The organism is Nocardia sp. NPDC003269 (genome assembly GCF_042888005.1).
Classification (GTDB): domain Bacteria; phylum Actinomycetota; class Actinomycetes; order Mycobacteriales; family Mycobacteriaceae; genus Nocardia.
The window spans coordinates 289,668-306,447 of the sequence record NZ_JBIAPA010000002.1; the positions used below are offsets into that span (position 1 = coordinate 289,668).

Below are 16,780 nucleotides of genomic sequence, written 5' to 3' on the forward strand. Positions count from 1 at the left end.
CACCCCTCCCCGGCACGGAATCGGTTGCTACCAGGTCTCGTTCGAGATCAGCGCGGTCAGCAGCTGACGAATCGCGGCGACCCGCCGCTCCGTGCCGGGGAGCTGGTCCAGCGCGCACTCCGGATCGGCAGGCGGACCCAGGTGGGTGCAGCCGCGCGGACAGTCCTCGATGGCGTCGGCCAGGTCGGTGAACGAGGCGATGACGTCGTCGGGCGTGATGTGGGCCAGCCCGAACGACCGCACGCCGGGGGTGTCGATCACCCAGCCGCCGGCGGGCAGCGGGAGGGCCACCGACTGGGTGGAGGTGTGCTTGCCCTTGCCCACCCCGGACACCTCGCCCACGGCCCGATAGGCATCGGGCACAAGACGATTCACCATCGTCGACTTGCCGACCCCGGAATGCCCGATCAGGGCGGTGAGCCGGTCGTCGAGCAGTTCCAGCACCGGCTCGATCGGGTCATCGATCCCGGCGTAGAGGATCTTCAGGTCCAGGCCATCGAAGGCGGTCGCGAATTCGGATTCGGCGACCAGATCGCGTTTGGTGAGCACCAGGATCGGTTCCAGCCCACCGGCGTACGCGGCCACCATGGCCCGCTCGACGAACCCGGTGCGCGGCGGCGGATCGGCCAGCGCGACCACGATGAACAACTGCTCGGCGTTGGCGACGACGATCCGCTCGAACGGATCGGTGTCGTCGGCGGTGCGCCGCAGCACGGTGCTCCGCTCGGCGACCCGCACGATCCGGGCGAGGGTGTCGGGCTTGCCGGTGAGATCGCCGACGACGTCGACCTGGTCGCCGACCACGATCGGGGTGCGGCCGAGTTCCCTGGCCCGCATGGCGACGATGCGCCGGTCGGCGTCACCGTCGAGCACACAGCCCCAGCGACCGCGGTCCACCGAGACCACCATGGCGGCCTCGGCGTCGTTGTGCTGCGGACGGGTCTTGGTGCGCGGACGCGAGGCCTTGCCCGGGCGGACCCGGACATCGGATTCGTCGTAGCTGGCTGCGGTACGGCCGCGGCGGCTCAGCGCGCCGCTCCCTCACCCGATAGGGCGGGGTCGAGCATCTGCTCCCACAGGGTGACGAAGGTCGGCAGCGTCTTGGCCGTTGTCCCGATGTCCTCGATCTCCACGCCGGGCACCCGCAGGCCCAGAATCGCGCCGGCGGTGGCCATCCGGTGGTCGGCGTAGGAGTGCCACTGTCCGCCGTGCAGCGGGGCGGGCACGATCTCGAGGCCGTCCTCGGTCTCGGTGACATCGCCACCGAGGCGGTTGATCTCGGTGGACAGCGCCGCGAGCCGGTCGGTCTCGTGGCCGCGCAGGTGCGCGATGCCGCGCAGGTGCGAGGGCGAGTCGGCCAGGGCGGCCAGCGCCGCCACGGTCGGGGTGAGCTCGCCGACGTCGTGCAGGTCGATGTCGATGCCGGCCAGGCGGCCGGGGCCGCGCACGGTGAGCACGCCGTCGAAGATGCGCGCCTCGGCGCCCATCCGGACCAGGATCTCGCGGATCACGTCACCGGGCTGGGTGGTGCCGCGCGGCCACATCGGGATGCTCACCTCGCCGCCGGTGACCGCCGCCGCGGCCAGGAACGGGGTGGCGTTGGACAGATCGGGCTCGATCTCCCAGTCGACCGCGCGGATCGGGCCCGGCTCCACGGTCCAGGTCTGCGCGCTGCGCGAGTCGGCGGGGGTGTACACGGTCACGTCGGCGCGGCGCAGCATCTCCACCGTCATCTCGATGTGCGGCATGGACGGCAACTGCTTGCCGTCGTGGTGGACGGTGATGCCCTCGTCGAAGCGGGCCGCCGAGAGCAGCAGGCCGGAGACGAACTGCGAGGAGCCCGAGGCGTCGATGGTGACCGCGCCGCCGCGCAGGCTGCCGGTGCCGTGTACGACGAACGGCAGCGCGTCGCCGTCGACGTCGAGACCGAGCTTGCGCAGGGCGTCGAGGATGGTGGTCAGCGGGCGGGTCTTGGCCTGCTCGTCACCGAAGAAGGCGACGTCGCCGGTCGCCAGCGCGGCGGCGGGCGGCAGGAACCGCATGATGGTGCCTGCCAGGCCGCAGTCGACGGCGGCACTGCGCAGCGGCGCCGGGGTGACCTCGAGCGTCTCGGCGTCGCCGAGGATCTCGGTGCCCAGGCTCTGCAGCGCCTTGATCATCAGGTCGGTGTCGCGGCTGCGCAGCGCACCGGTGAGGGTGGACGGGCCATCGGCCAGTGCGGCCAGGATGAGCGCGCGATTGGTGATGGATTTCGAACCGGGCAGGGTCACGGTCGCGTGGACGGGGACCTCGATATGGGGCGCTGGCCAGAAACTCACCCGCCCATCTTCGCGCATGTGCGGTCCGGACACACGGGTGGTGTGGAATTCGGTGTGGTCGCGTCGCCGCCGGGTGTCGGTCCCCGGTGAGACGATGGCCGTATGTGCGGACGATATGCGACGACCACGAATCCGGGTCGGCTGGCGGCCGAACTCGACGCGATCGACGAGACCGATCTCGACGCGGACCAGCAGGAATCGGCGGTCAGCTACAACGTGGCCCCGACCAGTCAGGTGCTGACCGTGGTGGAGCGGCACGAGCACGGCGCCCCCGACGACGACCCGGCACTGCGGGTCCGGCGCATGCGCTGGGGCCTGATCCCGGCCTGGACGAAGGCGGGCGAGCCCGGCAAGCCGGCCAAGGGCAAGCCGCTGTTCAACGCCCGCGCCGACCGGGCGGTCACCGCGCCGTCGTTCCGCGACGCCGCCAAGCACAAGCGCTGCCTGGTGCCGATGGACGGCTGGTACGAATGGCTGGTCGAATCCGCCCCGACGGAGAAGGGCAAGGCCGTCAAGCAGCCGTACTACATGGCGCACGCGGACGGGTCGCGGCTCTACATGGCCGGGTTGTGGTCGGTGTGGCGCGATCGGGAGGTGCCCGACGCCGCGCCGCTGCTGTCGTGCACGATCCTCACCACCGACGCGGTCGGCGACCTGGCGAAGATCCACGACCGGATGCCGCTGCCGATGCCGCGCGAGCACTGGGACGCCTGGCTCGATCCCGACCATCCGGCGCCGGCCGAACTGCTCGCCGGTGCCTCGCCCGCCGAGGTGGCGGCGATCGTGGCGCGGCCGGTGTCGACCCTGGTCAACAGCGTGCGCAACAACGGGCCCGAACTGCTCGACCCCGCCGCGGACGTGCCGAGCCTGTTCTAGCCAGGAGACGGAAAACGGCGGGGCCGGGTCGGCTCGCGCCGACCCGGCCCCGCCGCGCGCGTCGTCAGAACTTGCACTTCACCGCGTCGGTGGCGATGTTCAAGCCGCACTTGACGATTCCGGTGGCCAGATCGATCAGCACGGTGGCGATCCCGCCGCCGAGCTTCTCCGCTTTCTCGGCCTTCTCGTCCTTCTCGGGCGCGGCCTGGGGGGAGTTCTTGGTGGTGCCGGGACCGTTGAGCGGGAAGTCGCTCGGGTCGGTCGGCGCGGACGGGGCCACCGGCGGGATCGCGGTGACGGGCGGGGCGAAGGCGACAGCGCCGAAGGTCAGGACAAGAGCACCGGACAGGGTGGCGATCGTCGAACGAGCGGACATTTCTCGCATCACATCCTCGGGTCGAATCGGTCGTACCGGGCGCGGACTGCGTCGCAGTGAATTCGGAACGAAACGCCGATCGGATGGCCGCGCGCCCTTCTAGGCGGTGATCGGGGCTGTGACGGCGGCCGCCGCGCGCACCAGGTCGGCCGGTGCCAGCTCGATCTCGAGGCCCCGCTTGCCCGCGCTGCACAGCACCCGGTCCCAGTTCAGCGCCGAGGCGTCGACGACGGTCGGCAGCTTCTTGCGCTGGCCCAGCGGGGAGACGCCACCGAGGACGTAGCCCGTGGTGCGCTCGGCCTTGGTCTTGTCGGCCATGCCCGCCTTCGGCGCGCCCAGCGCCGCGGCGGCCGCCTTCAGCGAGAGTTTGGCCGGTACCGGCAGCACCGCGACGGCCAGCGCGCCGGTCGACAGCTCGATCACCAGCGTCTTGAAGATCTGCTCGGCCGCGACGCCCAGTTCGCCGCCGAGCGCGTCGACGGCCTCGTCGCCGAAGGACTCCGCCCGTGGATCGTGGGCGTAGGCGTGGACCCGGTGGGCGATGCCCGCACCGGTGAGGACCTTGATCGCGGGAGTCGACGCGGCTGCCATGAGCGTCACCCTAACCACGTGGGTGCCCCGCTCGGCAAACACATTTCCGCCGGCCCGGGAACACGGATGCGGGGGTGCCTGTTGCACACAAGTGACAAGCCCACCCGCCGCCGAACTCGCGAAGGAGAGATAGTGACACTGCTGCTCGAGGAGCGTCCTGTCTCGCCGCAGGGTGCGCGATTGCCTTTCGAATCCGTGGTGCCGGTAGATTCGGCTACTACGGCGATCGAAGGGATTGGTGTGACGAGCGACGATGACGTGGTGCCTGCCGAGGCGTCCGGCTCGGAAGTCGACGAAGCCGAGCTGGCTGCGCGGTTCGAGCGCGATGCGCTCCCGATGCTGGACCAGCTCTACGGCGCCGCTCTGCGCATGACCAGGAACCCGGCCGACGCCGAGGACCTGGTGCAGGAGACGTACGTGAAGGCGTTCCAGGGGTTCAAGTCCTTCAAGGAGGGCACGAACCTGCGGGCCTGGCTCTACCGGATCCTGACCAATACCTACATCAACTCCTACCGCAAGAAACAGCGCCAGCCCGCGCAGTACCCGACCGACGAGATCACCGACTGGCAGCTCGCCGCCACCGCCGAGCACTCCTCGACGGGCCTGCGCTCGGCCGAGGTGGAGGCGCTCGACGCCCTGCCCGACGACGAGATCAAGGCCGCGTTGCAGCAGTTGCCGGAGGAGTTCCGGATGGCGGTGTATTACGCCGATGTCGAGGGTTTCCCGTATAAGGAAATCGCCGACATCATGGGCACCCCGATCGGTACCGTGATGTCCCGGCTGCACCGCGGCCGCAAGCAGCTCAAGGGTTTGCTCGCCGACGTGGCGCGCGAACGTGGATTCGACCGTGGGGAACGCCAGGAGGTTACGAAGTGAGCGACCCCGACATGGAGATGGACTGCACGGCGGTACTGGCCGACGTGTGGCTCATGCTCGACGGCGAATGCGATCAGGCCACCCGGGACCGGCTCCAGGAGCACATGGACCACTGCAGTCCGTGCATCGAGGCCTACGGCATCGAGGAGAAGATCAAGGGCCTGCTCAGCCGCAAATGTGGTGGTGAGCACGCTCCGGAGGGCCTGCGCGACCGGCTCAAGCTGGAGATCCACCGGTCGATCACGGTCACCAGGATCGAGACCACCGAGGGCTGAACGCCCGGGTCAGGACACAGAAAAGGGGCACCCGACGGGTGCCCCTTTTCCGTACTCCGAGCGCAGCTCAGGAGTTGGGCCGCTTGCCGTGGTTGGCTGCGTTGCCCTTGCGGCTGCGCTTCTTACGTCCACGCTTACCCATAGGTAGCTCCCTTCTCTGGGTCCTCCCCGCCGGAGCGCGGAGCACGATCTGATCGACAGCCATTGTTTCATGTGTGATTGGCTGTAGCTTCGGCGGATACGGCCATCGCGAATCGCGGTGGCCGAACGACTAGTGAACGGGGTGCCATGCCTGAAGAAGTGCGCGCGGAGATGGTCTCGACCGTGCTCGCTGTCGAGGTCGCGGTGGGCGAGCATGTGCGGGTCGATCAGACCCTGGTGCTGCTCGAGTCCATGAAGATGGAGATCCCGGTGCTCACCGAGGTCGAAGGTGACGTCACCTCGATCGATGTGGCGCCCGGACAGGTCCTCCAGGCGGGCGACCTGATCGCCACCATCGCCTGACCCGCACCCGGAAGCGAAGCGTAGATCCACCGTGGCAACTCTGAGCGAGTTACTGGCCGAACACACCGACCTACCCGGCATCGCCGTCGATCATCTGCAGCGGGTGGTGGGTGACTGGCAGTTGCTCGCCGACCTCTCGTTCTCGGACCTGCTGCTGTGGGTCGGCGCCGGGCCGGTCGCCGAGGGCGCCGACGTCGTGTGCGTCGCCCAGATCCGCCCGACGACGGCACCGACGGTGCACCTGGACGACAAGGTCAGCACCACGGCCTCCCGCACCGACTTCCCGCAGGTCTTCGACGCCCTGCTGACCGGCGAGACGGCGCGGACCGACAGCGAGGTCGAGGTCAGCGCGGTCTATCACCCCAGCCCGGTGCACGCGATCCGGGAGGCGATCCCGGTGCGCTGCGGCGAGGACGTGATCGCGGTGCTGAGCCGCGACTCCGATCTGCAGCGGTCCCGGGTCCGCAGCACGCTGGAGACGGCGTACGTCTCCTGCGCCGACGACCTGTGCCAGATGATCGCCGACGGCAGTTTCCCCACCCCGGAGGACCGTGCGGCGACGCACTCCAGCCCGCGCGCCGGCGACGGCTTCATCCGGCTCGACACCGAGGGCATCGTCGTCTACGCGAGTCCGAACGCGCTCTCGGCGTATCACCGGATGGGCATGCAGGCCGACCTGGTCGGCCAGGATCTCGCCGTCACCACCCGCTCGCTGATCACCGACCCGTTCGACGCGCAGGAAGTGGTGGCCGACATCCAGGCCGCGCTGGCCGGGCGCACCGGCCGCCGGATGGAGGTCGAGGCGCGCGGCGCGACCGTGCTGCTGCGCACGCTGGTGCTGCGGCCGGGCGGCGAACTGGCCGGACCCGCGGTGCTCGTGCGCGACGTCACCGAGGTGAAGCGGCGCGACCGCGCGCTGCTGAGCAAGGACGCGACGATCCGCGAGATCCACCATCGGGTGAAGAACAATCTGCAGACCGTGGCGGCGCTGCTGCGCCTGCAGGCGCGCCGCACCGAGAACCCGGAAGCCCAAGTGGCGCTGACGGAGTCGGTGCGCCGGGTGACCAGTATCGCCTCGGTGCACGAGATGCTGTCGATGTCGGTGGACGAAGAGGTCGACCTCGACGAGGTCGTGGACCGGCTGCTGCCGATCATGGCCGATGTGGCCACGGTGCACACCGCGCGGATCAAGGTCCGCCGGGCGGGCTCGCTCGGGGTGTTCTCCGCCGAGCGGGCGACCCCGCTGGTGATGGTGCTGACCGAACTCGTGCAGAACGCGATCGAGCACGCCTTCGACGCGGGGCAGAACGGTACCGTGACGATTCGGTCGGAACGGTCGGCCCGCTGGCTCGACGTGATCATCAGCGACGACGGCCGTGGCCTGCCCGCGGGGTTCAGTCTGGAGGGTTCCGACCGCCTCGGCCTGCAGATCGTGCGGACCCTGGTGACCTCGGAACTCGGTGGTTCGATCGGCCTGCATCCCGGTGCCGACGTGGGCACCGACGCGGTGCTGCGGGTCCCGCTGGGCCGCCGCTCCGGACGATAGAAGGTCCGAAAACCGCTGTAGGGCAACAATAAACCCGGCACCGCGAGGTGCCGGGTTCTCACATGCGTTACCGGGCCGGGCTGAATGGCCCGGCAACGCCTCCTTCGTCGACTAGACGGAGGTACGCGTACGGGTGCGCGCGTTGCGCCGCTTGAGCGCGCGACGCTCGTCTTCGCTCATTCCACCCCACACGCCGGCATCCTGTCCGGACTTCAGGGCCCACGACAGGCAATCGGCAGTGACGGGGCAGCGGGCGCAGACCAGCTTGGCATCGGCAATCTGCGCGAGCGCAGGACCACTGTTACCCACCGGGAAGAACAGCTCGGGGTCCTCGTCGCGACAGATGGCCTTGTGGCGCCAGTCCATTCCTCTGCTCCTTTGCGCGGGCGCCACAAAGGGCACCTCTGGTTAGTGGATCGTTCACTTGTGCGACTCGAATGTTTCCGCACGGTTGCTTGTGAATGCTTTCACGAACACCGTAGATGTCAATAGGTGTCCGGCGCACCGTGGGGGAGATCACGCTCTAAGGTGCCCGCAGGGGGAACCCGCCCGGTCCTTTGTACTCGCGTCTCCTGGTTTTCGCAGCGCAACCGGGAGATTTTTCCGCGTGTCCGGAGCTCAGGAGGGCTTGGGCGCCACCACATCGAGGATGCCGGGCACCGATGTGAAATGCACCATCTTGCGTTTTCCGATGAAGTCGCCATCGATTTGCAGGCCGATCTCCTCGGGCGTCTCGATGTGCACGGACGGCACGTCGTCGACCCGGAAAAGCGTGTCCGCCTTGGGGTTTCCATTCTCCGCCAGCAACTGCCTGGCAAGCAGCAGGGTGCGGGTCACACTCATCGAACGGACCGCGAACACCCCGAGGCCGGATTCGAAGGTCGTCCCGGGATTGGTGCGAATCGGGCGGTCCTCGAGATAGGTCCACGGACTCGAATTCGTGACGAAGGCGTAATACACCTCATCGACCGGATCGTGTCCCGGGACCTCGACGGTGACGCGCGGATCCTCGCGCCGGGCGCGGAAGAACTGGCGCACCGTGGTCCGCAGATAGCGGGCGGGCGTCGCCTTGCGGCCCTTCGCCCTGGCGACATCGATCGCCTCGCACACATCGGCGTCCAGACCGACGCCCGCGCTGAAAGTGAACCACCGATCGTCGGCCAGCCCGAGCCCGATCCGGCGGTCCGCGTCGCGGCCGAGCAGATCGATGAGCTGGTTGGTAGCGGTGACCGGATCGGGGGAGATGCCGAGGGCGCGGGCGAAGACGTTGGCCGAGCCGCCGGGGATGATGCCGAGGCGCGGTCGCCAGACCTGATCGTCGCCCACCTGGGGCACCGGCAGGAAGCCGTTGATGGTCTCGTTGACCGTCCCATCGCCACCGTGCACGACGATCAGGTCCATCTCCTGCGTGGATGCCCACTGGGCCAGTTCGGCCGCGTGGCCGCGATGCTGGGTGTGCGCAACGGTCAGCTGGGTCCGGCTCTCCAGGGCATGGGCGAGCAGATCCCGGGTCGCCGGGGTGGTCGAGGTGGCATTCGGGTTGACGATGAGCAGCGTCCGCACGATGTCGAGGGTAATGGGAGGGCGTGAACACCCGGCGCGCGCCGGGCCGCCACGACAGCTCGTCGTAGGCTGGGGGCCGTGGCGGAGCAGGACGTGACAGACAGCGGCGAACAGCGTGACGGCGAACCGGTGCCGACCGGCATTCCGGCGTCGATCCGGGTGGCGGGCGCCCTGGTGACCCTCGAGGGTCTGGCCGGCGTCGGCACCGCGGTCGTGCTGGTGGTGCGCGCGCTGACCGGCCACGACCAGTCGGTGGCCAGCGGCGTCGGCACCGCGATGTGGTTCGGCGTGCTGTTCGGTGGCGTGCTCGCCGCCGGCATCGGCCTGCTGCGCGGCAAGCGCTGGGGGCGCGCGATCGCCGTCATCGCCCAGGTGCTGCTGCTGCCGGTCGCGTGGTCGCTGCTGACCGACTCGCACCAGCCGCTGTGGGGCACCCTGCTGGCGATCATCTCGCTCGGCGGCCTGGCCGCGCTGTTCGCCCCCGCGTCGAGCCGGTTCATGGCACAGGACTACGGCGAGCTCCCCGACCCCGAGCACCGGGACGCGTAGCGCTCAGCCCGTCGCCGCGCGCAGCGCCGCCCGGCACAGGTGGTCGGCCCTGCGGGTGGTCTCCGGTTGCCGGAAGCCACGGGTGAGGGCGAGCACCTGCGCGCAGGCGGTGTCGAGGTCGATCAGATGGCCGACCGAGACGAACAGCGGCTTCACCTCGTCGCGGGTCCGCAGCGCGCGCCCGACCACCTCGCCGTCGATGGTGACGTCGGTGGCGTCGCCGCGGCGCGGGCCGGGTTCGGTGTACTCGCCCCACACCGATTTGGCGACACCGATGGTGGGAATTCCGGCCAGCAATCCGACGTGACAGGCGAGCCCGAAGCGGCGCGGATGCGCGCGGCCCTGGGCATCGCAGACGAGCAGATCCGGGGTTCCGGTGAGTTTCTCCAGTGCCGCGACGGTGGCCGGGAGTTCCCGGAACGCGAGCAGTCCCGGCACATAGGGAAATGTCGAGATTCCGTGCGCCACCGCGGATTCCACCGGTTCCAGGGTGGCGATATCGAGAATTACCGCCGCGGTCGCGACGGTGCCGTCCTCGGCGTAGGCCGAATCAATTCCCGCGGCGGTCGAGAATCGCGGCGGCGCGGGGTTTTCCGCGCGCACCAGCGGGCGCAGTTCGTCCTGGAGCGCGGTCGCCTCCTCGGGCGTGCGGGGCCAGGCGCGGGGCGCGTCGATCCGCACGGCTCAGCGCACGGTCGCGGCCAGCGCCGACAGTTCGTCGCCCGCGAGCCGGTAGCCGATCCACTCGTCCTGCGGTGCGGCGCCGAGGGCTTCGTAGAACGCGATCGACGGCGTGTTCCAGGTGAGCACCGACCACGACACCCGGCTGTACCCGTGCGCGACCGCCTCGGCCGCCAGCGCGGCGACCAGCGCGCGCCCGAGCCCGGTGCCGCGCGTCTGCGGCCGCACGTACAGGTCCTCCAGATAGATCCCGTGCACCCCGTCCCAGGTGGAGTAGTTCAGGAACCAGATCGCGCACCCGACCACCACCCCGTCGAGCTCGGCGACATGGGCGAACAGCGCGGGCGCGGGCCCGAACAGCGCGGTGTCGAGCTGGTCGACGGTCAGCGTGCACTCCGCGGGCGCCTTCTCGTACTCGGCCAGCTCGTGCACGAGCTCGACCATCGTGGCGACATCGGCGGGGGTGGCGCGACGCACGCTCATCGGGCGGCTCCTTCGATGGGTTCGGTGCGGGTGGTGAGGTTGTGGCCCCAGACGGTGTGGGCGTCGTGGTCGTAGCCGAGTTCGGTGATCGCGCCGGTCGACATAGCGAAGCGGCGGCCCTCGGTGACGGCGAATTCGGCCCAGCGGGCGATCAGGACGCGGGAGAAGTGGCCGTGGCCGACCAGGACGACATCGCGGTCGGCCAGTACCGGTTCGACCCGGGCCAGGACCCGGTCGGCCCGTGCGCCCACCTGCTCGGCGTCCTCGCCGCCGGGGACGGGGGCGGTCCACACCGTCCAGCCGGGGACGGTGTCGCGGATCTGGACGGTCGTCAGGCCCTCGTAGTCGCCGTAGTCCCATTCGGCGAGGTCGTCGTCGATCGCGGCGTGCGTGAGCCCGGCCAGTTCGGCGGTCTGCCTGGCGCGCAGGCGGGGGCTGGTGAAGACCAGCGGATCGCGCAGGTCGAGCGATTTCAGTACCAGTCCGGCCGAGCGCGCCTGGGCCTCGCCGAGCGGGGTCAGCGGCAGATCGGTGTGGCTGGTGTGCCGTCGCTGACTGGACCAGGTGGTTTCGCCGTGGCGCAGCAGGACCAGCCGGACGTCGGAAGTGGACATGGGTCCATCATGGCAGGCGCCGCCACGGCGGATTCGTCAGCCGAGGGCGTAGAGCTGTCCGCCGCGCCGTTCGAAGACCGTCGGGCCGAGGACCGCGGTGGAGATGGTGTCGCCCTGGTAGTCGGTGCGCTGGAGCGGGATGCGGGCGACCGTCTCGCCGTTGGCGGTGTCCACCGCGATCAGCCCGTCGGCGACCGGGACGAGCAGCCTGCCCGCCATCAGCGCGGGCGTGCCGAGCGCGTCGCGGACCGTCCAGACCGGCTGTAAAGTGTTCGCGCTCAAGGCGATCAGGCTGTCGCCGGTGAAGACGTAGATCGCCGAGCCGAGCCGGGTCACGGTGGTCGTGCGCGGGTTCCACGGCGCGGCCAGCTGGTGCACCGCGATCTCGTTGCCGGTGCCGTCGTGCACGGCGATCCGCGCGGGCAGGCCGAGGCCGGTCGCCGTCGCCGGGGTGGCCGGGTAGTAGACGGCGGTCTTGTTGTCCGACACCGCGATCACCCGGACCTCGGGGGAGTCCGCGCCGGGCGCGGTGAGCACCCGCGAGCCGTACTCCTCCGGGTCGGTCGATTCCTTCGGCGCCGGATTGAGCACGGTCAGCCGGGCGGTCATGTCGGCGGGGCAGCGCTCGAGCACCGACAGGCGCGAGGAACTCGACGCGGCCGAGGTCAGTGCGCAGCCGGTGCGCGGTTGGGTGTTCGGGTTCACCGGGGCGTCGACGTAGCCGAACTCGAGGGTGCGCACCAGGTCCGAGCGCCACATCTCCAGCCGGTCGGGACCGAGGGCCAGCAGGTAGGTGCCGTCGCCGGTGACCCGGATCGCGTCGTCCATGTAGCTGCTGCGCGCCACCTTGCGCGCGCCGGTGTCGGACTCGAGCATGGTGGTCTGGCTGCAACCGCGCTGATCGCGATAGGTGGCGATGACGGTGCCGAACTGGGACTCCACCGCGCACAGCGGCATGTCGCGGCGATACCACCACAGCTGCTCGCCGCTCACCGGGTCCCGGCCGCTGACGGTGCCCGCGTCGCCGGTCACCACGACATTGCCGGAGGTCAGTGCCCGGCTGCTCGCCGTGTCGGCCGCGTGCCAGCGTTCGCTGAGGGTGGCGGGGAGTTGCGTCGCCGCGGTCACCGTCGGCGCGGGCGAGGCCGCGGTGACCGAATCGGTCCCGGTGGCATCGGCCCGCGCCCACACCACGATCGCCGCCAGCACGAGGGTGACGGCGATCGCTGCTGCGGCAAAGATATCGGCGCGCGTCCGCCGCTCGGGTGCGAGCACACAGGCGAGTGTATTCGGCGTGCTGTGGCACCCGAGTCCACCACCCCTGGTGGCCTGCTCGCGTATGCGGCGCCGTCGTCCGCGCGCAGGTGCCTGACCAGGAGCCCGGCGGGCACGTCGACCGCTCCGGTCCCGAAGGGGGAGAGGGGCGCTCGGCGTGGCGTGCGCGCCGGGCAGCCAGGTCGGCGGGCTGCCAGGGGGTGAGTCCGACAGGCGAATACGCGACCGCCCCCGGCCCGTGGGGGCAGGGGGCGGTCGGGGTGTTTCCGCGTCAGGCGTCGACGGTCACCGGGCTGTCGGCCGTCGCCGGGCTGTCGGCGGCGGATTCGGCCGGCTTGCGCCGACGACGGCGCCGGGCGGGCTTGGCCTCGGCGGGCGCGTCACCGGAGGTCGCGGACTCGGCGGCAGTGTCGCCGGACGTGGCCGACTCGGTGGGTGTGTCGCCCGTGGTGGCCGGAGCCGCCTCGGTGGCGGTCGCCTCGCCCGACTCGGCGGGCTTGCGGCGACGGCGGCGACGGCGGGCGGGCTTGTCGCCCTCGGCGTCGTCGGCCGGGGCCGACTCGTCGGCGGCGGTGTCGGCCGTGGCCGACTCGGTGCCCGCGGCCGGATCGGCCTTGCCACCGCGGGTGCGGCGACGGCTCCTGGTCGACTTGGGCCGCTCGGTGCGCTCCTCGACGACGTCGCCCTCCTCGCGGACCGGCTTCGGCTTACGGATGACGCCGGTGACACCCTCCGGGATACCGAGATCGGTGTAGAGGTGCGGCGAGCGCGAGTAGGTCTCGGCCGGGTCGGGGATGCCGAGGCCCAGCGCCTTGTCGATCGACTCCCAGCGGTGCAGCTCGTCCCAGTCGATCAGGGTGATCGCGACGCCGGTGCGGCCGGCGCGGCCGGTGCGGCCGATCCGGTGCACGTAGGTCTTCTCGTCCTCGGGGCACTGGTAGTTGATGACGTGGGTGACGTCGTCGATGTCGATACCGCGCGCGGCGACGTCGGTGGCGACGAGCACGTCGATGGTGCCCTTGCGGAACTTGGCCAGCGCCTTCTCCCTGGCGATCTGGCCCAGGTCGCCGTGCACGGCGCCGACCGCGAAACCGCGCTCGGCCAGGTCGTCGGCCACCTTCTGCGCGGTCCGCTTGGTGCGGGTGAAGATCATCGTGGCGCCGCGGCTCTCGGCCTGCAGCACGCGCGCGACCAGCTCGCTCTTGTCCAGCGCGTGCGCGCGGTAGACGAACTGCGCGGTGCGATCGTGCACCGCCGAGTCGCTGGCCTCCTCGGCCCTGATGTGGGTCGGGCGGGTGAGGAAGGTGCGGGCCAGGGTGATGATCGGGCCCGGCATGGTCGCCGAGAACAGCATGGTCTGGCGGGCGTCGGGGACCATCGACAGGATGCGCTCGATGTCGGGCAGGAAGCCCAGGTCGAGCATCTCGTCGGCCTCGTCCAGGACCAGCACGCCGATCTTGCCGAGGATCAGGTGGTTCTGGTTGGCCAGATCGAGCAGGCGGCCGGGGGTGCCGACGACCACGTCGACGCCGTCGCGCAGCGCGGCGATCTGGGTGTCGTACGGGCGGCCACCGTAGATGGCGGCGACCTTCAGCGGGCCCTGGTGGTTGGTCAGGTACTTGCTCGCGTTCTCCAGGTCCTTGGTGACCTGGATGCACAGCTCGCGCGTCGGCACGATGACCAGGGCGCGCGGGGTGCCGTCGAGCGGGGTGGTGCCGGTGTCGGCGGTGGCGATGCGGTGCAGCAGCGGCACACCGAAACCGAAGGTCTTGCCCATGCCGGTGCGGGCCTGACCGATGAGATCCTCGCCGGCCAGCGCCAGCGGCAGGGTCAGTTCCTGAATCGCGAAGGTGCGTTCGATCCCGATCTCGCCGAGCGCGCGCACGATTTCTTCGCGCACGCCCAATTCGGCGAAACTCGGCGGGATGTGGGTGTTGTCCAGTTCGGCCGTCAGGAGAGTGTCGGTCAAACCGGGTTCCTGTTCGACAGTGATCTTGCTCAGGGTTCGTGCCTTCCTCGTCATTGCATCTCGCACGCACGAGGTGGGGCGGGCCGGTCGGCCCGCGACGACCACATATCCGCCTGTGATATTCACCGGGCCTGCACCGAGCGCTATCGCGTCATCGGCGCGGCACATCGGTGATGCGGATTCGGTGCGCGCACATTTTCCGTGGACATCGCCGCCGTCCGCCCGCGCTGAACGCCGGTGGAGCGCAGCGCCCGCGAGAGCGGGAGAGTCGCGCCCGCAGGGTCTGCCGGGGCGAGGAAACTAGCGTTGTCCACGGAGATTGTAGCGTGATATTCTTCGCAGCCCGAATTTCGGCTCGGCGCACAGTGCCGCGAATACCGGTGCGACGTCACATTCTCGTGGTCCCACCCTGTGTCACAGCACAATTCGACGGCCGCGATTTCGCGCGTGTCTGTCACGTGTAACAGAACTCACTTGGTACCGCCGGTACCGTGTGTGAGACATTCTTGACGTGAGCATCACCGAGACCGTCACCACCGCCGCGCGCAACGCGTGGGCGCTGAGCTTCGGCGGAGGCATCGAAGCGCCGGCCCCGGCCCCCTCGACCGTGCTGTGGGACGAACCGCATCGTCTGCTGCGCCGCTACGAATCCGAATCGCCTTCGGCCACATCGGATTCCGCGGTGCTGCTGGTGCCGCCGCTGGCCGCGCCCGCGACCTGCTTCGACCTGCGCCCGGACCAGAGCCTGGCCCGCCACCTGGTCTCGACCGGCCGGTCCACCTACCTCGTCGACTACGGCGACATCTCCTTCGCCGATCGCCGGATGGGCTTCGAGGACTGGGTCACCGACATCCTGCCCGAGGCGATCCTGCGCACCAGCGCCGATCGCGGCGGTGCTCCCGTCGACCTGGTCGGCTGGTCCATCGGCGGCGTTTTCGCCCTGCTCACCGCGGCCGCGAACCCGGAACTGCCGATCCGCTCGGTGACCGGCGTCGGTTCGCCGCTCGACTACAACAAGATGCTCGGCATGCCGCAGTTGCGCGCGGTCGCGAGCATCACCGGCGGCCAAGCCACCACCGCGCTGGTGCGCGCCGCGGGCGGCATCCCCGCGCCGCTGGTCAAGATCGGCTACCGGCTCGCCGCCTTCGACCGCGAGCTGGCGCGGCCGATGTTCCTGGCGAACAACATCACCCGCACCGAGACGCTGGCCAAGATGGAATCCATCGACCGGTTCCAGGCCGCCATGCCCGGCTACCCCGGCCGCTTCTACGGTCAGATCTGGGGCCGGTTCATCCTGGCCAACGACATCGGCCGGGGCAGGCTCCAGCTGCGGGACCGCGTCATCGAACTCGCCGATGTGCGGGTGCCGGTGCTGCTGGTCGGCGGCACGTCCGATGTCATCACGCCCAAGGCCGCCGTCGAGGCGGGCCTGCGCACCCTCTCCGGATCGCCGTCGGTCACCTACGAGGTCGCGCCGGGCAGTCATCTCGGCATCCTGGCCGGGCCGGACGCCCGCCACACCACCTGGACCTACCTCGACAAGTTCCTGGCGGAGCGCGATTGATCATCGATCGGGACTAAGGTTGATACCCATGGGAGCACAGACCTCTGCCGCGCCGGATGTTGTCTCGACCGAACCGCTCGCCGCGGACCACCCGGGGGTGACCGAGCTGTACGCGGTCGTCGCCTACGGCGAGATCTCCGCGTTCTACCGGCTGGCCGAAGAGGCCAAGCTGGCGCCGTCGCTGCGCGGCCGGGTGGCCGTCGCCAAGATGGCCGCCGCCGAGCTGGCGCACTTCGAAACCCTGGAGTCGGCGCTGGCCGCGCGGGGCGCCGATCCCGAGGCCTCGATGGCGCAGTACCAGGGCGCGCTGGACTCCTACCACGCCTCCACCGACCCCTCGACCTGGCTCGAGTCGATGGTGAAGTTCTACGTCGGTGACGGTCTGGCCGCCGACTTCTACTCCGAGATCGTCGGCGTGCTCCCCGCCGAGGTCGCCGACGTGGTGCGCGACGTGCTCGCCGAGACCGGCCACTCCCAGTTCGTCGTCGACGAGGTGCGCAGCGCGGTGGCGGCCAGCCGCTCCGAGCGCGACCGCCTCACCCTGTGGGGCCGCAGGCTCCTCGGCGAGGCGATCACCCAGGCGCAGTACGTGATGGCCCAGCGCGACGAGCTGGCCGAGCTGGTGCTGGCCGCGACCGGCGACCTCAACGGCATCGCCACCCTGTTCGACCGGATGCAGGAGCGCCACGCCGCCCGCATGGCCGAACTCGGCTTGTAGGT

General features: G+C 70.2%; 20 protein-coding genes. 8 read left to right on the forward strand and 12 right to left on the reverse strand.

Annotated features, from left to right (window positions below):
* Nucleotides 1-27: 27 nt before the first annotated feature.
* Both rsgA and aroA read right to left on the reverse strand, forming a co-directional pair.
* The gene (gene rsgA, locus ACFYWJ_RS12045) at nt 28-1,029 is read right to left on the reverse strand and encodes a ribosome small subunit-dependent GTPase A (protein WP_355276544.1); all 1,002 of its coding nucleotides are present in this window, start codon (nt 1,027-1,029) and stop codon (nt 28-30) included.
* Nucleotides 1,026-2,336, reverse strand: a complete 1,311-nt coding sequence (aroA, locus tag ACFYWJ_RS12050; RefSeq protein ID WP_355276086.1) for a 3-phosphoshikimate 1-carboxyvinyltransferase — start codon at nt 2,334-2,336, stop codon at nt 1,026-1,028. The genes rsgA and aroA overlap by 4 nt, the downstream gene beginning before the upstream one ends.
* Before the next feature lie 84 nt (nt 2,337-2,420).
* On the opposite strand from aroA, the gene ACFYWJ_RS12055 reads away from it, so the two are divergent.
* Nucleotides 2,421-3,194, forward strand: a complete 774-nt coding sequence (locus tag ACFYWJ_RS12055) for an SOS response-associated peptidase (RefSeq protein WP_355276084.1) — start codon at nt 2,421-2,423, stop codon at nt 3,192-3,194.
* A 64-nt stretch (nt 3,195-3,258) separates the two neighbouring features.
* Here the strand turns inward: ACFYWJ_RS12055 and ACFYWJ_RS12060 are convergent, their stop codons facing one another.
* Nucleotides 3,259-3,570 carry a hypothetical protein gene (locus ACFYWJ_RS12060; protein WP_355276082.1) on the reverse strand — a complete coding sequence of 104 codons (312 nt, stop codon included), beginning with the start codon at nt 3,568-3,570 and terminating at the stop codon, nt 3,259-3,261.
* A 99-nt stretch (nt 3,571-3,669) separates the two neighbouring features.
* On the reverse strand, nt 3,670-4,161 hold the full coding sequence (gene ybaK, locus ACFYWJ_RS12065; RefSeq protein ID WP_355276081.1) for a Cys-tRNA(Pro) deacylase: 492 nt from the start codon (nt 4,159-4,161) through the stop codon (nt 3,670-3,672).
* Between the two features lie 132 nt (nt 4,162-4,293).
* On the opposite strand from ybaK, the gene ACFYWJ_RS12070 reads away from it, so the two are divergent.
* Nucleotides 4,294-5,037, forward strand: coding sequence for a sigma-70 family RNA polymerase sigma factor (locus tag ACFYWJ_RS12070; protein ID WP_355276080.1), 744 nt, complete (start codon nt 4,294-4,296; stop codon nt 5,035-5,037).
* A gap of 11 nt (nt 5,038-5,048) precedes the next feature.
* On the forward strand, nt 5,049-5,312 hold the full coding sequence (gene rsrA / locus ACFYWJ_RS12075) for a mycothiol system anti-sigma-R factor (RefSeq protein WP_218718691.1): 264 nt from the start codon (nt 5,049-5,051) through the stop codon (nt 5,310-5,312).
* A 67-nt stretch (nt 5,313-5,379) separates the two neighbouring features.
* Here rsrA and ACFYWJ_RS12080 read toward each other — a convergent pair whose 3' ends face one another.
* Nucleotides 5,380-5,454 (reverse strand): 50S ribosomal protein bL37, encoded by a 75-nt coding sequence (locus ACFYWJ_RS12080; RefSeq protein ID WP_110293457.1) that lies wholly within the window; start codon nt 5,452-5,454, stop codon nt 5,380-5,382.
* A 146-nt stretch (nt 5,455-5,600) separates the two neighbouring features.
* On the opposite strand from ACFYWJ_RS12080, the gene ACFYWJ_RS12085 reads away from it, so the two are divergent.
* Nucleotides 5,601-5,816, forward strand: coding sequence for a biotin/lipoyl-binding carrier protein (locus ACFYWJ_RS12085; RefSeq protein WP_189026708.1), 216 nt, complete (start codon nt 5,601-5,603; stop codon nt 5,814-5,816).
* Between the two features lie 31 nt (nt 5,817-5,847).
* A complete protein-coding gene (locus tag ACFYWJ_RS12090; protein ID WP_355276077.1) occupies nt 5,848-7,362 on the forward strand; it encodes a histidine kinase N-terminal domain-containing protein in 1,515 nt (504 codons plus the stop codon).
* Nucleotides 7,363-7,473: 111 nt separating this feature from the next.
* Here ACFYWJ_RS12090 and ACFYWJ_RS12095 read toward each other — a convergent pair whose 3' ends face one another.
* Both ACFYWJ_RS12095 and ACFYWJ_RS12100 read right to left on the reverse strand, forming a co-directional pair.
* Nucleotides 7,474-7,728, reverse strand: coding sequence for a WhiB family transcriptional regulator (locus ACFYWJ_RS12095; protein WP_022567051.1), 255 nt, complete (start codon nt 7,726-7,728; stop codon nt 7,474-7,476).
* 252 nt (nt 7,729-7,980) lie between these two features.
* On the reverse strand, nt 7,981-8,925 hold the full coding sequence (locus ACFYWJ_RS12100; protein WP_355276076.1) for a diacylglycerol kinase family protein: 945 nt from the start codon (nt 8,923-8,925) through the stop codon (nt 7,981-7,983).
* 93 nt (nt 8,926-9,018) lie between these two features.
* Between ACFYWJ_RS12100 and ACFYWJ_RS12105 the strand changes: the two genes are divergently transcribed.
* The gene (locus ACFYWJ_RS12105; RefSeq protein ID WP_378825531.1) at nt 9,019-9,474 is read left to right on the forward strand and encodes a hypothetical protein; all 456 of its coding nucleotides are present in this window, start codon (nt 9,019-9,021) and stop codon (nt 9,472-9,474) included.
* 3 nt (nt 9,475-9,477) lie between these two features.
* Here ACFYWJ_RS12105 and ACFYWJ_RS12110 read toward each other — a convergent pair whose 3' ends face one another.
* The 5 genes from ACFYWJ_RS12110 to ACFYWJ_RS12130 form a co-directional block, all read right to left on the reverse strand.
* Entirely contained in the window at nt 9,478-10,155 is a 678-nt protein-coding gene (locus ACFYWJ_RS12110; RefSeq protein WP_355276074.1) for an endonuclease V, read from the reverse strand.
* 3 nt (nt 10,156-10,158) lie between these two features.
* A complete protein-coding gene (locus ACFYWJ_RS12115; protein ID WP_355276072.1) occupies nt 10,159-10,638 on the reverse strand; it encodes a GNAT family N-acetyltransferase in 480 nt (159 codons plus the stop codon).
* Nucleotides 10,635-11,252 (reverse strand): acid phosphatase, encoded by a 618-nt coding sequence (locus ACFYWJ_RS12120; protein WP_355276070.1) that lies wholly within the window; start codon nt 11,250-11,252, stop codon nt 10,635-10,637. Before ACFYWJ_RS12120 ends, ACFYWJ_RS12115 begins: the two co-directional genes overlap by 4 nt.
* Before the next feature lie 36 nt (nt 11,253-11,288).
* Entirely contained in the window at nt 11,289-12,527 is a 1,239-nt protein-coding gene (locus ACFYWJ_RS12125; RefSeq protein ID WP_355276068.1) for a hypothetical protein, read from the reverse strand.
* 271 nt (nt 12,528-12,798) lie between these two features.
* On the reverse strand, nt 12,799-14,550 hold the full coding sequence (locus ACFYWJ_RS12130; protein WP_355276066.1) for a DEAD/DEAH box helicase: 1,752 nt from the start codon (nt 14,548-14,550) through the stop codon (nt 12,799-12,801).
* 457 nt (nt 14,551-15,007) lie between these two features.
* On the opposite strand from ACFYWJ_RS12130, the gene ACFYWJ_RS12135 reads away from it, so the two are divergent.
* The gene (locus ACFYWJ_RS12135; protein ID WP_355276065.1) at nt 15,008-16,060 is read left to right on the forward strand and encodes an alpha/beta fold hydrolase; all 1,053 of its coding nucleotides are present in this window, start codon (nt 15,008-15,010) and stop codon (nt 16,058-16,060) included.
* Nucleotides 16,061-16,088: 28 nt separating this feature from the next.
* Nucleotides 16,089-16,778: a ferritin-like fold-containing protein gene (locus ACFYWJ_RS12140; protein WP_355276063.1), complete on the forward strand. Its 690-nt coding sequence runs from the start codon at nt 16,089-16,091 to the stop codon at nt 16,776-16,778.
* Nucleotides 16,779-16,780 lie beyond the last annotated feature (2 nt).

What these genes read in the sequence shown, in the direction of transcription:
- aroA (WP_355276086.1), bottom strand. Translation starts at nt 2,336, where the DNA reads ATGCGCGAAGATGGGCGGGTGAGTTTCTGGCCAGCGCCCCATATCGAG.
- ACFYWJ_RS12055 (WP_355276084.1), top strand. Translation starts at nt 2,421, where the DNA reads ATGTGCGGACGATATGCGACGACCACGAATCCGGGTCGGCTGGCGGCC.
- ACFYWJ_RS12060 (WP_355276082.1), bottom strand. Translation starts at nt 3,570, where the DNA reads ATGTCCGCTCGTTCGACGATCGCCACCCTGTCCGGTGCTCTTGTCCTG.
- ybaK (WP_355276081.1), bottom strand. Translation starts at nt 4,161, where the DNA reads ATGGCAGCCGCGTCGACTCCCGCGATCAAGGTCCTCACCGGTGCGGGC.
- rsrA (WP_218718691.1), top strand. Translation starts at nt 5,049, where the DNA reads ATGGAGATGGACTGCACGGCGGTACTGGCCGACGTGTGGCTCATGCTC.
- ACFYWJ_RS12085 (WP_189026708.1), top strand. Translation starts at nt 5,601, where the DNA reads ATGCCTGAAGAAGTGCGCGCGGAGATGGTCTCGACCGTGCTCGCTGTC.
- ACFYWJ_RS12095 (WP_022567051.1), bottom strand. Translation starts at nt 7,728, where the DNA reads ATGGACTGGCGCCACAAGGCCATCTGTCGCGACGAGGACCCCGAGCTG.
- ACFYWJ_RS12115 (WP_355276072.1), bottom strand. Translation starts at nt 10,638, where the DNA reads ATGAGCGTGCGTCGCGCCACCCCCGCCGATGTCGCCACGATGGTCGAG.
- ACFYWJ_RS12120 (WP_355276070.1), bottom strand. Translation starts at nt 11,252, where the DNA reads ATGTCCACTTCCGACGTCCGGCTGGTCCTGCTGCGCCACGGCGAAACC.
- ACFYWJ_RS12130 (WP_355276066.1), bottom strand. Translation starts at nt 14,550, where the DNA reads ATGACGAGGAAGGCACGAACCCTGAGCAAGATCACTGTCGAACAGGAA.
- ACFYWJ_RS12140 (WP_355276063.1), top strand. Translation starts at nt 16,089, where the DNA reads ATGGGAGCACAGACCTCTGCCGCGCCGGATGTTGTCTCGACCGAACCG.